Source organism: Phytopseudomonas straminea (assembly GCF_900112645.1).
Classification (GTDB): Bacteria; Pseudomonadota; Gammaproteobacteria; order Pseudomonadales; family Pseudomonadaceae; genus Aquipseudomonas; species Aquipseudomonas straminea.
Genome location: NZ_FOMO01000004.1, coordinates 76,604 through 91,118 on the forward strand (window position 1 = coordinate 76,604; position 14,515 = coordinate 91,118).

Annotated in this window: 14 protein-coding genes; 4 read left to right on the plus strand and 10 right to left on the minus strand. The window is 64.0% G+C overall.

Annotated elements, in window-relative coordinates; genetic code table 11:
* Positions 1 to 50: 50 nt before the first annotated feature.
* From BM279_RS10870 to rlmF, 3 genes are all read left to right on the plus strand, one after another.
* On the plus strand, positions 51 to 347 hold the full coding sequence (locus tag BM279_RS10870) for a winged helix-turn-helix domain-containing protein (protein ID WP_093504260.1): 297 nt from the start codon (positions 51 to 53) through the stop codon (positions 345 to 347).
* A gap of 119 nt (positions 348 to 466) precedes the next feature.
* Positions 467 to 2,296, plus strand: coding sequence for an SLC13 family permease (locus BM279_RS10875; protein WP_093503634.1), 1,830 nt, complete (start codon positions 467 to 469; stop codon positions 2,294 to 2,296).
* 180 nt (positions 2,297 to 2,476) lie between these two features.
* Positions 2,477 to 3,469 (plus strand): 23S rRNA (adenine(1618)-N(6))-methyltransferase RlmF, encoded by a 993-nt coding sequence (gene rlmF, locus BM279_RS10880; protein WP_093503636.1) that lies wholly within the window; start codon positions 2,477 to 2,479, stop codon positions 3,467 to 3,469.
* Positions 3,470 to 3,481: 12 nt separating this feature from the next.
* Here the strand turns inward: rlmF and BM279_RS10885 are convergent, their stop codons facing one another.
* Complete coding sequence (locus BM279_RS10885; protein WP_093503638.1) at positions 3,482 to 4,108, minus strand: DUF998 domain-containing protein; 627 nt, start codon at positions 4,106 to 4,108, stop codon at positions 3,482 to 3,484.
* A 186-nt stretch (positions 4,109 to 4,294) separates the two neighbouring features.
* Between BM279_RS10885 and BM279_RS10890 the strand changes: the two genes are divergently transcribed.
* A complete protein-coding gene (locus BM279_RS10890) occupies positions 4,295 to 5,914 on the plus strand; it encodes an NAD(P)/FAD-dependent oxidoreductase (protein WP_093503640.1) in 1,620 nt (539 codons plus the stop codon).
* On the opposite strand, the gene BM279_RS10895 is transcribed toward BM279_RS10890, so the two are convergent.
* The 9 genes from BM279_RS10895 to BM279_RS10935 form a co-directional block, all read right to left on the minus strand.
* Entirely contained in the window at positions 5,911 to 6,417 is a 507-nt protein-coding gene (locus BM279_RS10895) for a GNAT family N-acetyltransferase (protein ID WP_093503642.1), read from the minus strand. The two genes, BM279_RS10890 and BM279_RS10895, sit on opposite strands and share 4 nt — an antisense overlap.
* 93 nt (positions 6,418 to 6,510) lie before the next feature.
* The gene (locus tag BM279_RS10900; protein ID WP_093503644.1) at positions 6,511 to 6,843 is read right to left on the minus strand and encodes a Na+/H+ antiporter subunit G; all 333 of its coding nucleotides are present in this window, start codon (positions 6,841 to 6,843) and stop codon (positions 6,511 to 6,513) included.
* A 13-nt stretch (positions 6,844 to 6,856) separates the two neighbouring features.
* On the minus strand, positions 6,857 to 7,126 hold the full coding sequence (locus BM279_RS10905; protein ID WP_013792415.1) for a K+/H+ antiporter subunit F: 270 nt from the start codon (positions 7,124 to 7,126) through the stop codon (positions 6,857 to 6,859).
* The gene (locus tag BM279_RS10910; RefSeq protein ID WP_013792416.1) at positions 7,111 to 7,608 is read right to left on the minus strand and encodes a Na+/H+ antiporter subunit E; all 498 of its coding nucleotides are present in this window, start codon (positions 7,606 to 7,608) and stop codon (positions 7,111 to 7,113) included. Before BM279_RS10910 ends, BM279_RS10905 begins: the two co-directional genes overlap by 16 nt.
* The gene (locus tag BM279_RS10915) at positions 7,605 to 9,107 is read right to left on the minus strand and encodes a monovalent cation/H+ antiporter subunit D (protein ID WP_093503646.1); all 1,503 of its coding nucleotides are present in this window, start codon (positions 9,105 to 9,107) and stop codon (positions 7,605 to 7,607) included. The genes BM279_RS10910 and BM279_RS10915 overlap by 4 nt, the downstream gene beginning before the upstream one ends.
* Positions 9,107 to 9,433: a Na+/H+ antiporter subunit C gene (locus BM279_RS10920; RefSeq protein WP_013792418.1), complete on the minus strand. Its 327-nt coding sequence runs from the start codon at positions 9,431 to 9,433 to the stop codon at positions 9,107 to 9,109. Before BM279_RS10920 ends, BM279_RS10915 begins: the two co-directional genes overlap by 1 nt.
* Positions 9,433 to 12,225, minus strand: coding sequence for a monovalent cation/H+ antiporter subunit A (locus BM279_RS10925; protein ID WP_093503648.1), 2,793 nt, complete (start codon positions 12,223 to 12,225; stop codon positions 9,433 to 9,435). The genes BM279_RS10920 and BM279_RS10925 overlap by 1 nt, the downstream gene beginning before the upstream one ends.
* A 469-nt stretch (positions 12,226 to 12,694) precedes the next feature.
* A complete protein-coding gene (locus BM279_RS10930) occupies positions 12,695 to 13,159 on the minus strand; it encodes an outer membrane lipoprotein (RefSeq protein ID WP_013792420.1) in 465 nt (154 codons plus the stop codon).
* 176 nt (positions 13,160 to 13,335) lie between these two features.
* A complete protein-coding gene (locus BM279_RS10935; RefSeq protein ID WP_093503650.1) occupies positions 13,336 to 14,478 on the minus strand; it encodes a glycerate kinase in 1,143 nt (380 codons plus the stop codon).
* Between the last annotated feature and the right edge of the window lie 37 nt (positions 14,479 to 14,515).

Sequence of the window (14,515 nt, forward strand, 5' to 3'; positions counted from 1 at the left end):
GTCGCATCAGGCAGTATGCTCTCGACTCTTCACACGATCGGACGATGCAAATGGACGTGAGCAAGACCAAGACCAGCTTCTACCGCCGCCTCTACGTGGCCTGGCTGATCGACAGCGGCAGCGCCGATAACGTGCCCGCCCTGATGGCCGCCACCGGCATGCCCCGGCGCACCGCCCAGGACACCCTGAGCGCCCTGGAGGAGCTGGATATCCGCTGCGAATTCCAGCAACAGGATGGCGAGCGCAACAATGCCGGCAGTTACGTGATCCGCGACTGGGGCGCCATCGACAAGCGCTGGATTGCAGCCAACCTGCAGCAGATCAAGACGGTGCTGGGCTATCCCTGAGAACCTGCTCGAAGGCTGCTGCACGTCGACACTGCCTTTGTGGGGCCGCCTAGGCCTTGCATCGTTCCAGCTCGCGAGCCGTTGAACAGGCTCTGAAACCTCCCCGGCAAGGAGCACAAATGAACCTCGACCTGCTGATGGTGCTCGGCCTGCTGTTCACGGCCGTGGTGCTGTTCGTCATCAACAAACCGCGCATGGACGTGGTGGCCTTGATGATCCTCGTCGCCCTGCCACTGACCGGCGTGCTGACCATTCAGGAAACCCTGGCCGGCTTCGCCGACCCCAGCGTGATCCTGATCGCCGCACTGTTCGTGATCGGCGAGGGTCTGGTGCGTACCGGCATCGTCTATCGCCTCGGCGACTGGCTGGTGACCAAGGCCGGCAGCAGCGAAAGCCGCTTGCTGATCCTGCTGATGGTGGCCGTGGCCGGGCTGGGCTCGGTGATGAGTTCCACCGGCGTGGTGGCGATCTTCATTCCGGTGGTACTTGGCGTGGCGGCGCGGCTGAAGATCGCGCCGGGCCGATTGATGATGCCCCTGGCCTTCGCTAGCCTGATCAGCGGCATGCTGACCCTAGTAGCCACGCCGCCGAACATGGTGGTGCACAGCGAGCTGCTGCGGGCTGGACTGCCAGGTTTCAGTTTCTTCAGCTTCACGCCCATCGGCCTCGCCGTGCTGGTGCTTGGCGTGTTCTACATGCTCGCCACGCGGCGCTGGCTGCAGCGAGACATCGATAGCGACGCCTGCGCGCCGCCACGCCTGACGCTCGCCGATCTGGCCGACAGTTATCGCCTCAACGAACGCGAGCGCCGCCTGCGGGTGCGCGCCGACTCGCCGCTGGCCAACCAGGCGCTGGACGAGCTGCAACTGCGTTCGCACTACGGCATCAACGTGATCGCCGTGGAGCGCCAGCGGCAGTTCCGCACCCTGTTGCTGATGGCCACCGGCAACACCCAACTGCTGCCCGGCGACGTCCTGCTGGTCGACCTGGCCAGCCCGGCCATTGCGGTGCTCGGCGCCTATCAGGAACTGGGCCTGGAAGCGCTGCCGCTGCGTAACTCCTACTACAGCGTGCACTCCCACGAGCTGGGCCTTGCCGAAGTGGCCCTGCCGCCGGAGTCGCACCTACCGGGCAAGAGCATTCAGGAACTGGGCCTGCGCAGTCGCTACAAGCTCAACGTGGTCGGCCTGCGTCGTCACGGCCAGGCGCTGGAAGGCCTGCTGGTGGACGAAAAACTGACCCACGCCGACACCCTGCTGGTGGCCGGTAGCTGGAAGCAGATCCATCACCTGCAGAGCCTCAACCGTGATTTTCTGGTGCTCAGCCTGCCCGCCGAGGTCGACGAGGTGGCGCCCGCCGCGCGCAAGGCGCCCTATGCCCTGCTGAGCCTCGCGGTGATGGTCGGGCTGATGATCAGTGGCCTGGTTCCCAACGTCATGGCCGCGCTGATCGGTTGCCTGCTGATGGGCGCCTTCCGTTGTATCGACATGCCCAGCGCCTACCGTTCCATCCACTGGCCGAGCCTGATCCTGATCGTCGGCATGCTGCCGTTCGCCCTCGCCCTGCAGAAAACCGGCGGCATCGACCTGGCGGTGAACGGTCTGGTCGGCGCCCTCGGCAATGCCGGGCCACGGGTGATCCTCGCCAGTCTGTTCGCGGTTACCGCACTGATCGGCCTGTTCATCTCCAACACCGCGACCGCCGTGCTGATGGCGCCAGTGGCCATAGCTACCGCCCAGGCGCTGGGCGTATCGCCACTGCCGTTCGCCATGACCGTCGCCCTCGCCGCCTCGGCAGCGTTCATGACACCGATTTCCTCGCCGGTGAACACCCTGGTGCTGGGGCCTGGTCAGTATCGCTTCGGGGATTTCGTGCGTATCGGCGTGCCGTTCACCATTCTAGTGATGATCGTCAGCGTGGTGATGGTGCCGTGGATATTTCCGCTGTAACAGGCTACTGGCTCGGGCATTAGGCATAACCTGTGGGAGCGGGCGGGCCCCCCCGAGTCCATGCCCGCGATTCGCGCGCATGGCGCGCTCCCACAAACGCAGCGAATCAATGCTTGCACCAACAACCACCAAGCACACCACCCACAGCTGTGGGAAAATGCCCGGCCCGCCACTTCTGCAATGATCAGCATGCCCAGCAAACGCCCGCCCAAACAGCTCGCCCAGTCCGTCGACAAAGGCCAGTTGCACGCCCGCAACCGCCATCAGGGCCGTTACGATTTTCCAGCGCTGATCAAGGCCAGCCCAGAGCTGGCGGCGTTCGTAATCATCAATCCGTATGGCAACCAGAGCATCGACTTCGCCAACCCCGCGGCGGTGAAGGTGTTCAACCGTGCGCTGCTCAAGCAGTTCTACGGCATCGCTCACTGGGATATTCCGGCTGACTACCTGTGCCCGCCAATCCCCGGGCGAGCTGATTATCTGCACTATCTGGCCGACCTGCTGGCCGATGACAACGGCAGTGAAATTCCCCGCGGCGCGGCAGTACGGGCACTGGATATCGGCGTGGGCGCCAATTGCATTTACCCGCTGCTGGGTAACCGCGAATACGGCTGGCGTTTTCTGGGCGCGGACATCGCGCCCGAGGCCATTGCCTCGGCAACGGCCATCGTGCAAGCGAACTCGGGCCTGAGCGATCAGATCGAGCTACGCCTGCAGGCGGATGCCGGGCACGTCTTCAGCAATCTGTTGCAGAGCGACGAACGTTTCGAATTGACCCTCTGCAACCCGCCCTTCCACGCCTCGGCAGCCGAAGCCAGCAGCGGCAGCAAGCGCAAATGGCGCAACCTCGGCAAGCTCGACCCCAAGCGCAAACTGCCGGTGCTCAACTTTGGCGGCCAGGCAGCCGAGCTGTGGTGCCCGGGTGGCGAAGCCGCGTTCGTGACGCGACTGATCGGCGAAAGCGCCGAGCATCGTGACCAGGTGCTGTGGTTCAGCACGCTGATCTCCAAGGCCGGCAACCTGCCCGGCGTATACGCCACGCTGAAGAAGGTCGGAGCCGTGGACACCCGCACGGTAGAAATGAGCCAGGGCCAGAAGCAGAGTCGCTTTGTGGCCTGGACCTTCCATACGGCCGAGCAGCGTCAGCGCTGGATGAATAGCCGCGTCAGCTGAGCACGGCACCCGTCAGCCCGGGCGGCGTAGCAGCATCAGCGCCAGCGCAGCCACCCACAGCAGCGATGCGCCGTAATTGATGCGCTGAAAGAGCCCAAAACCATGGCCGCTCTCCAGCGCGCCGGCCATCAGCGGCAAGGCACCAAGGGCGACCAGCGTACAGGCCAGCGAAAACCAGGAGAAACCAGGCAAGGCGAGCACGCGGCGAGCCAGCCAAACCCACAGCCCGCTGGCCAGCAAAAGGCTGAAGGCCATGATCAGCCCGGCGAGGTTGTGCAGGTTCTGGCTGGTCGACGGATTCGCCGGCGCACAGCCGGCGTCACAGGCGAAATAACCGGTGCCGAAACTGCCCAGGCCGTGGAGCATGATCAGCAAGCCACTCAGACGCGCCCATAGATTATCGAAGCGCCGCAGCACGCAGGCACCGAACAGCAAGAACAGCACGCCCAATGGGAAGTTGTTGATCAGCGGCGAGATACTTTGCGTCGGCGCCCCCTCGGCGCCCAACAGGCTCATGGCCTGATCGACATGGCTGTAGCCGGGATACAGCGCACCCGCGATGGCCACCCCCAGCGCCAGCCACAAAGGCGTGATCAATCCTGCGAAATACCCGGCTTTGAGCGTCCCGTTGCTGTACATGGTGCGTCCTTTTGGTGTCATGAGTGTCCGTTCAGTGACGTGATCCTCGAGCGACGCGACACATCCGATCGCCCCACTGCCCGTCGACTGTGAAACGCCAACTGCAGCTTGCCGGGCATTTTTCGTCCATAATCGCCGCCCTCGAAAAAGCTGCCGGGTTGCCTCCGGCCCTGAAAGGACGATCTCATGCTGCGCATCACCGAACTGAAACTGCCCCTCGATCACGCCGATGACGCCCTGCGCCCAGCCCTGGTCGAGCGCCTGGGCATCGACGACAACGAATTGCTCGAATTCAGCGTGTTCAAGCGCAGCTACGATGCCCGCAAGAAGTCCGGCGACATGCCGTTCATCTACACTCTGGATTTCAGCGTGCGCGACGAGGCCGCGCTGCTGGCGCGCCTGGCCAACGACCGCCACCTCGGCATCGCTCCAGACGTGAGCTACAAGCCACTGACCGTCAGCGCTGAACAACATCCGGCGCAGCGCCCGCTGGTGATCGGCTTCGGCCCGTGCGGCATCTTCGCTGCGCTAATTCTGGCGCAGATGGGCCTCAAGCCCATCGTGCTGGAGCGCGGCCAAGAAGTACGTCAGCGCACCAAGGACACTTGGGGCCTGTGGCGCAAGAAGGTGCTCGATCCCGAGTCCAACGTGCAGTTCGGCGAGGGCGGCGCCGGCACCTTTTCCGACGGCAAGCTGTACAGCCAGATCAAGGACCCGAACCATTACGGGCGCAAGGTGTTGGAAGAGTTCGTCAAGGCCGGCGCGCCGGAGGAGATCCTCTACGTCAGCAAGCCGCATATCGGCACCTTCCGCCTGACCGGCGTGGTCGCCACCATGCGTGAGGAGATCAAGGCCCTTGGCGGTGAAGTGCGCTTTCAGCAGCGCGTCAGCGATGTGCTGATCGAGGATGGCCAGCTGGTCGGTGTCGAGCTGGAAAGCGGCGAGCAGGTGCTCAGCCGCCACGTCATCCTGGCCCTTGGCCACAGCTCGCGCGACACCTTCCGTGCCCTGCACAGGCGCGGCGTGTTCATGGAAGCCAAGCCGTTCTCGGTGGGCTTTCGCATCGAGCACCCGCAGTCGCTGATCGACCGTGCGCGTCTCGGCAAATATGCCGGCCACCCGAAACTCGGCGCAGCCGACTACAAGCTGGTGCACCACGCCAAGAACGGCCGCTCGGTTTACAGTTTCTGCATGTGCCCGGGCGGAACCGTGGTAGCGGCCACCAGCGAGCCGCACCGGGTGGTCACCAACGGCATGAGTCAGTACTCGCGTAACGAGCGCAACGCCAACTCGGGCATCGTGGTCGGCATCACCCCGGATCAGGACTATCCAGGCGGCCCGCTAGCCGGCGTCGAACTGCAGGAGCGCCTGGAATCCCACGCCTACGTGCTGGGCGGCAGCAACTACGAGGCGCCGGGGCAACTGGTCGGTGATTTCATCGCCGGCAAGCCGAGCACCACGCTGGGCAGCGTCGAGCCATCCTACAAGCCGGGGATCAAGCTCGGTGACCTGGCCCCTTCGCTGCCGGACTTCGCCATCGAGGCGATCCGCGAAGCGCTGCCGGCCTTCGCCAAGCAGATCAGGGGCTTCGACCTGCACGACGCAGTGCTGACCGGTATCGAAACGCGCACCTCATCGCCGCTGCGCATCACCCGCGGCGAAGACCTGCAAAGCCTCAACGTACGCGGTCTGTTCCCGGCCGGGGAAGGCGCTGGCTATGCCGGCGGCATCCTGTCAGCGGGCGTCGACGGGATCCGTGTCGCCGAAGGCCTGGCACGTGCGCTGATGGGCGAGCAAGCCAACTAAGGCGCCTGCCAGCGGCACAGCGTGGTACGCCGCGAGCCATTGGACCGGCGCTCGGGATCGGCGACCGTGGCGATCTCGACGAAACCGGCCTTGCGCATCATGCCGGCCGAGGCGGCGTTCTCCTCATGGCGATCGATGTAGATATCCACGATGCCCGCCGCCTGGATGTCCGCCACCACCTGGCGCAGCAACGCCGAGCCGACTCCCTGCCCCGCGGCATTACGATGGATCACCGCCTCGCAGATGTAAGCGTGCTCGGTATCGATACGACTGTCGGGCTGGTGAGAACGAAAGCGCCGGGTACGCACATGGCTGACGAGCCCAAACAGCGCGCCCTGCCCCTCGGCCAGCAGCGCATGGCTGCTGCCATCGGCGATGCCCCGCAAGTGAGCGGTCACCTCGGCCGGCGGCAGGTAGTTCCAGGGGTTGGAGCCATGTTCGAGGATCAACGCGAGGAGCGCTTCGATGTCGGCGGCGTTTGCCACCCTTTGCTGCCACTGCATCTGCCTAACCTCGTAGGGGATGGGACAGAAGCAGTCTAGGGTTAGCTCAATTCTGTCGGCAGGCACAGTTGGCCAGCAAAGCGACAGCCCAGTTCAGGACTCCCAGGGCCGCCCGCGGGTACGGCGCACCAGCTTGACCTTCTCCTGCATCGCCGACTTGGCGAGCATGTGCGCGCTGACCGGTGCGGTGATGAACAGGAACAGGGTGATCAGCAGTTCATGCAGGCTCAGGCCGTCCGTATGGCTGCTGAAGAAAATCATCGACGCCACCACCATGCTGCCCACGCCCAGGGTGGTGGCCTTGGTCGGGCCGTGCAGGCGGGTGAAGAAGTCCGGCAGGCGGTACAGACCGATGGCGCCGATCAGCGCGAACGAGCAGCCGACCAGTAGAAAGAACGCCACCAGTGCTTCGATCCAGAATGGCATGGCAATGACCTCCTTAGTCGATGATTTCGCCGTGCAGCAGGTGCTTGCCCACCGCCACGGTGCCGACGAAGCCCATGACGGCGATCAGCAGCGCCGCCTCGAAGAACAGATCCGACTGCAGCCAGATGCCAAACACCACGATCAGCGCCAGAGCGTTGATGTACAGGGTGTCCAGCGCCAGCACCCGGTCGGGCATATCCGGGCCGCGCACCAGGCGAATCACGTTGAGCGTCACGGCGACGCCCATCAGGGCCATGCAGAAGGGAATCACGTACGCGAGCATTCGAAAATCTCCATCAGCGGGGCTTCATAGCGCGACTTGACCTCGGCGATCAGCGCCTGATCATCGGCCACGTCCAGGCCGTGCAGCAGTAGGGTCTTGTGGTCGCTGCTCAGGCCCGAGGACACGGTGCCCGGGGTCAGCGAGACGATGCAGGCGAGCACCGAGAGCATGAAGTCGTTCTCGATTTCCATCGGCACTTCAACGAACGCCGGGCGCAGCTTGCGCGTGGGCCCGAGCACCAGGCGGGCAACATGCAGGTTGGCAATGACGATGTCCCACAACACCATCAGCAGGTAACGGCACAATAGCAGCGGCCGGCGCAGGCGCGGCACGTCGAGCATGAAGCCGCTGCACAGCAAGGCGATACCCCAGCCGAGAAACGCGCCCAGCAGCAGATGACCGACGCTCGGCTCATTGACCATCAGCAGCCAGATCACCGTGAGCAGCGCGCTGAGCATGGGATGGGGGAACAGACGGCTCATTGCTCACCTCCGCGCACGATCTGCAGGTAGCTATTCACATCCAGCAACTGCTGGGCGACAGCCTGGATGTATTCCTGAATCGGCTGTGCCGCGACCACCAGCAGCGGCCCACCGGCCAGCAGGCAGATTGTGGCCAGGGCGCGGATGTGGTCGAACTGCGCATTCGGTGCCGGCTCGCCGCTGCAGCGCCAGAACAGCGTGCTGCCGGCGCGCACCAGGGCGATAACCATGCCCAGGCCGCCACACAGCACTACCGGCCACAGCACGAAGGTCTGCCAGCCGCTTTCCACCGAGCGCAGCAGCATGACCTTGCCCAGAAACCCCGAGAACGGCGGCAGACCAGCCACCGAGATCGCACCGATAAAGAACAGCCCACCGAGCAATTTCGGCTGCAGCAGCTGCGGCCCCTTGCGCAGACGCAGGCCGATTTCGCCGCGCTGGCGCGCCAGCATATCGGCGAGCAGGAACAGGCCGCCGCATATCCAGGTACTGTGGATCAGGTAGTAAAGCGCTGCCCCCAGGCTTTGCGCGCTGCCCAGCGCGACACCGGCAAGCAGGGTGCCGACCGAGACGATCACCAGATAGCCGATCAGCCGGCCCAGACTGCGCGCCGCCAGCGCGCCGGTCACACCCAGCAGCAGGGTCAGCGCCGCCAACGGCCACAACAGGTAATCGACCAGATGGGCCAACTGCCCCGCTTCACTGCCGAATACCAGGGTGAATACTCGGATGATCGCGTACAACCCGACCTTGGTCATCACCGCGAACAGCGCCGCCACCGGCGCGGTGGCCGCCGCATAGGCATTGGGCAGCCAGAAGTACAGCGGCAGGATGGCGCCTTTCAGGCCGAATACGATCAGCAGCAGATACCCCGCGGCAGCGAGCAAATGCTGGCGGTCTGGATCGGCTTCGGCCACCTTCAGCGCCAGATCGGCGATGTTCAGGGTGCCGAGCAAGCCATAGAGCATGCCCACGCCGATCAGAAAGAACGACGAAGCCACCAGGTTGAGCACCACGTAGTGCATGCCGGCCTTGATGCGCTTCGGCCCGCCGCCATACACCAGCAGCGAGTAGGAGGCGATCAGCAGGATCTCGAAGAACACGAACAGGTTGAACAGGTCGCCGGTCAGGAAGGCGCCGTTGATGCCGAGCAGCTGGAACTGCATCAGCGCGTGGAAATTCGGGCCCCGCTCGTCATCGCCGCGCACCGCGTAGAGCATGGCGAAGCCGGCCAGTACGGCCGTGACCAGCAGCATCAGCGCCGCCAGTCGGTCGAGCAGCAGCACGATACCAAAGGGCGCCTGCCAGTTACCCAGGGCATAGACCTGCAACACGCCGCTGTCCGCCTGCAGCACCAGCCAGGCGCTCAACGGCAGCAGCGACCAAGTGGCCAGCAGCGAAAGCCAGCGCTTGGCGGTAATCGACAGTTGCGAGCGAATCAACAGCAGGCTGCCGGTGAACAGCGGAATCAGGATCGGCAGGATCAACGCGTGATTCATCAGCGCGACTCCTCGCCATCGACATGATCGGTGCGCAGCTCACCCAGGGCGCGCAACGATAGCACCACCACGAAAGCGGTCATGGCGAAGCCGATGACGATGGCGGTGAGTACCAGCGCCTGGGGAATCGGATCGCCGTATTCGGCGCTCTTGCCGATCACCGCCGGCACGCCGGTACCGAGGCGGCCCATAGCGAACAGGAACAGATTGACCGCGTAGGAGATCAGGGTCAGGCCCATGACCACCGGGTAGATGCGCGCGCGCATCAGCAGGTACACACCGCTGGCGGCCAGCACACCCAGGGTGATGGCGTATAACGCTTCCATCAGAGAACCTCCTTGCTGGTTTCATCCTGGCTGACGTGGCCGATGTTGGAGAGGATCAGCAGCGTGGAGCCGACCACCGCCAGGTACACGCCGAGGTCGAAGAGCAGCGCAGTGGCCATTTCGAACTCACCTATCAGCGGCAGGTGGAAGTGATCGAATGCTGAGGTCAGGAACGGTGCACCGAAGGCCAGGCTGCCCAGACCGGTGAGCGCGGCGATCAGCACGCCGAAGCCAGCAATGCTGTGGAAGCTCCAGGGCATGCGCCGCTGGGTCCACTCCACGCCGTGGGCGACGTATTGCAGAATCAGCGCGATGGCAGTGATCAGCCCGGCGATAAAACCGCCGCCCGGCAGGTTGTGACCGCGCAGGAAGATGAAGGCCGACACCAGCAGCGCCATCGGCAGCAGGATACGCGCGATGCTGTCGAGTACCATTGGGTGGCTGTCCTTCGACCACGGTTTGCCGTTCGGGTCGGTGAGCGGATGGGGCAAGTGCAATCCGGCCAGCAGCCCGTAGATGCCAATCGCAGCGATCGCCAGTACGGTGATCTCGCCGAGCGTATCGAAACCGCGGAAGTCGACCAGAATCACGTTGACCACGTTGGTACCACCGCCCCCGCTGACGCTGTTTTCCAGGAAGAACGAGGCGATGCTGTCATACGGCCGGGTCATCACCGCATAGGCCAATAGAGCGACGGCGATCCCGGTACCGCCAGCCAGCAGCACATCGCGCAGGCCGCGCAGGCTGCTCGACTCCATTGGTGTGCGGTCAGGCATGAAGAACAGCGCCAGCACCAGCAGGATGATGGTCACCACCTCGACCGACAGCTGGGTCAGGGCCAGATCCGGTGCCGAATAGCGGGCAAACGCCAGGGCCACCATCAGGCCGGCGCAGCTCAGGGTCATCAGCGCCTTGAGGCGATTGCGGTGGAACACCACAGTCAGAACTGCCATCACGCACAGCACGACCATGCCGAGCACGGTGATGCCATCGGGCGGCGTCAGCGGTACATCTCCTCTGAGCGACTCCATGGGCGACAAGGCGGTGATGATTAGGATCAGCGCGCTGAGCAGTAGAAAGGCCACGTAGCGTTGCAGGGAGCCGCTTTCCATCAGCTTGGTCACCCAGCGGGCGCTTTTGACCAGCCGTGCGTTGAGCAGCTCGAACAGTTCCTTGGCATCGACTTCTGGCATGCCGTTGTACCAGCGAAACAGCGGCTCGCGGCAGGCGTAGACGATGATGCCGCCGATCAGCGCGACCACGCTCATGCCCAGCGGCAGGTTGAAGCCGTGCCAGATCGCCAGGCTGTAATACGGCACCGCGCCGCCCAGGGTGGCGCTGGCCGCCGAGGCCAGCAGCGGCGCCACCGTGTAGGCCGGCAGCATGCCGACCAGCAGGCACAGGAACACCAGAATCTCCACCGGAATTTTCATGTAGCGCGGTGGCTCGTGGGGCGGATACTTGGGCAGATCCTTCGGCTCACCGTTGAAGAACACGTCGTGGATGAAGCGCAGCGAATAGGCCACCGAGAACACCCCGGCCAGGGTCGCCACGGTAGGGATCATCCAGTTGAAGATGCCCAGCAGATCCTGATTGAGCGTCTCGGTGAAGAACATCTCCTTGCTCAGGAAGCCGTTGAGCAGGGGTACGCCAGCCATCGCCGAGGCAGCCACCATGGCCAGCACGGCGGTGTGCGGCATGTATTTCCACAAGCCGGCGATACGGCGCATGTCGCGGCTACCAGTCTCGTGATCGATGATGCCGGCTGCCATGAACAGCGAGGCCTTGAAGGTCGCGTGGTTGATGATGTGGAACACCGCAGCGACGGAGGACAGGTCGGTGTTGAAGCCGAACAGCAGGGTGATCAAGCCCAGGTGGCTGATCGTCGAGTAAGCCAGCAGACCTTTGAGGTCGTGCTGAAACAGCGCCATGATCGCCCCGAACAGCAGGGTCGCCATGCCGGTCATGCTAACCAGGTAGAACCACCACTCGGTGCCGGCCAGGGCCGGGTAGAAGCGGGCCAGCAGAAAAACGCCCGCCTTCACCATGGTCGCCGAGTGCAGGTACGCCGAAACCGGCGTAGGTGCGGCCATGGCCTGAGGCAGCCAGAAATGGAACGGGAACTGTGCCGACTTGGTGAACACACCGAGCAGTATAAGGATAAGGGTGATGGGATACAGACCGTGGCTGCGGATGGTGTCGCCGGCTGCCAGCACATCGCTCAGCTCGAAACTGCCGGCGATATTACCCAGCAGCAGAATCCCGGCCAGCAGCGCCAAGCCACCGCCACCGGTGACGGTCAGGGCCATGCGCGAGCCGCGTCGGGCGTCCGAGCTGCCGCTCCAGAAACCGATCAGCAGGAACGACGACAGACTGGTCAGCTCCCAGAACATCAGCATCAGCAGCATGTTTTCCGAAAGCACCACGCCCAGCATGGCGCCCATGAACAGCAGCAGATAGGCGAAGAAACGTCCCATGGGCTCCTGTTTGCTCAGGTAATAACGGGCATACAGAATCACCAGCAAGCCGATGCCGAGGATCATCAGGGCAAACAGAAAGCCCAGGCCATCGAGGCGCAGGCTCAGATTGAGCCCCAGTTCGGGCAACCATGGATAGCTGACCACCTGCACATCGCCGGCGAATACCGAAGGCTGCTGTAGCCACAGCAACACCAAGGCGGCGGCCGGGCCTAGCGCAGCGGCCAGTGCGCAGAGCGACCGCCCCAGGCGGTCAGCCAGAAGCGGAAGAAAGATACCTAAAAATGGTAAGGCGATGATCAGCGCAAGCGCCATACACTAAACCCCTTGTACAAGCCCGCCATGTAGCCTGACGGCCAGTTAGTGTGTGCCAGAAATGCCGGTCGCCTGGCGTCCGGCCGATCCCTGCAATGGTGTGCGTGATGCCAACCCGGCAAGTGGAGAAACCACCTCCGGCAGTCCGGCTCGGAGCATTACCAAGCCAGTTACGATCTGGTGTTCGCATATCGTGCGACCCGCTGTAACTGACTGGTGAACTACCCTGAGCGTTCGACTTGTTTTTCCAGACGAAGCCTGAAAATCCGGCTAAGAAACGCCTTCGATTATGCTTAGCTATCGACTTGGCGTCATGGATAGAATTATTACTAAAACTATCCCAGGTACGCCTTCGGATTAGCCTGGGCGCCGGCCACCAGCCTCTCTAATCCGGGCTTCATACGGCGCAAACGAAAAGGCCGGATCAGCTAACTGATCCGGCCTTGGTACGCGCAACGCGATATACCCGTTAGTGGGTTACGCGGCTGGTGCCATTGACGGTCATGATGCGTACGCGATCACCGACGCGGAAGATCTGGTTTTCTTCAACCGCCTGTACATAAGCGCGCATGCTGCCGTCGTCTTCACGAACGGTGATTTCCACACCCTGGGTGCGGGTGATGCCTTCCTCTGCAGCGGCGCCTAGCAAGCCCCCCGCTACCGCGCCGATCACCGCCGCGACAGCCGAACCACGGCCACCACCGACGCCGCTACCGGCCACACCACCGATTACCGCACCGGCACCGCCGCCGATGGGGGTCTTGGTACCTTCAATCTTCACCGGGCGCAGCGATTCGATGGTGCCCATACGTACGGTCTGTACGGCACGCGCTTCATCACGCGAGTAGCTGTCGCCGGTCAGGCTGGAGGCGCAACCGCCGAGCGTAAGGGTCGCAGCAGCGAACAGAGCGGCAAAAAAACCAGGTTTAAGCATGACGATTCTCCAGACTGGACTGATAACCCTACGACAACTTGGCCGTCAGGACGGTCACTGTAATTGCCGACAAATTACTTCATCCGTTCAGCGTAGGTACAGGGTCGGCGTCTGATCACCCCGACACGCTTATAGACAGCCGTACCGGCCAATCGTCACCGCGCCCCACAGGGCTCTCAGCGACGGGCGGCCTGGGCGACGCGCCACAACCTGGCGAGATCGGCAGCCCGCGCTTGGAGCTCTTTCCCGGCGCTGGCGCAGGCCTGCTCCAAGGTGATCGGCCCTGGCGCCAGGCTGAAGCAGGCTTCGATGCCCGCCTCATACACCTGCTGGTAGCCCTCGCCCAGGCTGCCTGCCAGGGCGATCACCGGCACGCCCTGTTCGCGCGCCACGCGAGCCACGCCAACCGGCGTCTTGCCGTGCAGACTCTGGTCATCCAGGCGCCCTTCTCCGGTGATCACCAGATCAGCGCCACGTACTGCATCGGCCAGGCCGGACAGCTCGGCCACCAGCTCGATACCGGGGCGAAAGCGCGCGCCGAGAAAGGCCTTGGCCGCAAAGCCCAGACCGCCGGCGGCACCGACGCCGGGGAAGGTGCTGAAGTCCTCGCCCAGCGCCTCGCCGACCACCTCGGCTAGGCGCGCCAGGGCGGCATCGAGCTCTTCGACCTGCTGCGCGCTGGCGCCCTTCTGTGGGCCGAATACCGCTGACGCCCCCTTGGCGCCGCACAGCGGATTGTCGACATCGGCGGCTACCTCGACCTGGACGTCGTGCAGACGCGTGTCCAGCGCACTGAGGTCGACACGCTGCAGCGCCGCGAGGGCCGCGCCGCCGGGGCGTAGCTCGTTGCCGCCAGCATCCAGAAAACGCACACCCAGTGCCCGCAGCAGGCCGCTGCCGCCATCATTGGTGGCGCTGCCACCGAGGCCAAGGATGATGCGTTTGGCGCCTGCATCCAGCGCCGCAATGATCAGCTCGCCGGTGCCGTAGCTGCTGGTTACCCGTGGGTCGCGCTGGCCGCTCGGTACGTGATGCAGGCCGCTGGCCGCCGCCATCTCGATGACTGCCGTACCGTCACCCAGCCAGCCCCAGTGCGCCGTTACCGATGTCGCCAGCGGCCCCTGCACCACCTGTTCACGACGCTCGCCACCGGCGGCCGCCAGCACCGCATCCACGGTGCCTTCGCCACCATCGGCCATCGGACACAGGACGATCTCGGCGTCCGGATATACGGCTAGCCAGCCGCGGGCGATAGCCTGGGCTACGTCAGGCGCACTCAGGCTCTCCTTGAACGAATCAGGAGCGATGACGATTTTCATGTGGACAACCTCGAAAACGGCGAGGCGCCCGCAGGCG

What these genes read in the sequence shown, in the direction of transcription:
- BM279_RS10870 (WP_093504260.1), top strand. Translation starts at nt 51, where the DNA reads ATGGACGTGAGCAAGACCAAGACCAGCTTCTACCGCCGCCTCTACGTG.
- BM279_RS10875 (WP_093503634.1), top strand. Translation starts at nt 467, where the DNA reads ATGAACCTCGACCTGCTGATGGTGCTCGGCCTGCTGTTCACGGCCGTG.
- rlmF (WP_093503636.1), top strand. Translation starts at nt 2,477, where the DNA reads ATGATCAGCATGCCCAGCAAACGCCCGCCCAAACAGCTCGCCCAGTCC.
- BM279_RS10885 (WP_093503638.1), bottom strand. Translation starts at nt 4,108, where the DNA reads ATGTACAGCAACGGGACGCTCAAAGCCGGGTATTTCGCAGGATTGATC.
- BM279_RS10890 (WP_093503640.1), top strand. Translation starts at nt 4,295, where the DNA reads ATGCTGCGCATCACCGAACTGAAACTGCCCCTCGATCACGCCGATGAC.
- BM279_RS10895 (WP_093503642.1), bottom strand. Translation starts at nt 6,417, where the DNA reads ATGCAGTGGCAGCAAAGGGTGGCAAACGCCGCCGACATCGAAGCGCTC.
- BM279_RS10900 (WP_093503644.1), bottom strand. Translation starts at nt 6,843, where the DNA reads ATGCCATTCTGGATCGAAGCACTGGTGGCGTTCTTTCTACTGGTCGGC.
- BM279_RS10905 (WP_013792415.1), bottom strand. Translation starts at nt 7,126, where the DNA reads ATGCTCGCGTACGTGATTCCCTTCTGCATGGCCCTGATGGGCGTCGCC.
- BM279_RS10910 (WP_013792416.1), bottom strand. Translation starts at nt 7,608, where the DNA reads ATGAGCCGTCTGTTCCCCCATCCCATGCTCAGCGCGCTGCTCACGGTG.
- BM279_RS10915 (WP_093503646.1), bottom strand. Translation starts at nt 9,107, where the DNA reads ATGAATCACGCGTTGATCCTGCCGATCCTGATTCCGCTGTTCACCGGC.
- BM279_RS10920 (WP_013792418.1), bottom strand. Translation starts at nt 9,433, where the DNA reads ATGGAAGCGTTATACGCCATCACCCTGGGTGTGCTGGCCGCCAGCGGT.
- BM279_RS10925 (WP_093503648.1), bottom strand. Translation starts at nt 12,225, where the DNA reads ATGGCGCTTGCGCTGATCATCGCCTTACCATTTTTAGGTATCTTTCTT.
- BM279_RS10930 (WP_013792420.1), bottom strand. Translation starts at nt 13,159, where the DNA reads ATGCTTAAACCTGGTTTTTTTGCCGCTCTGTTCGCTGCTGCGACCCTT.
- BM279_RS10935 (WP_093503650.1), bottom strand. Translation starts at nt 14,478, where the DNA reads ATGAAAATCGTCATCGCTCCTGATTCGTTCAAGGAGAGCCTGAGTGCG.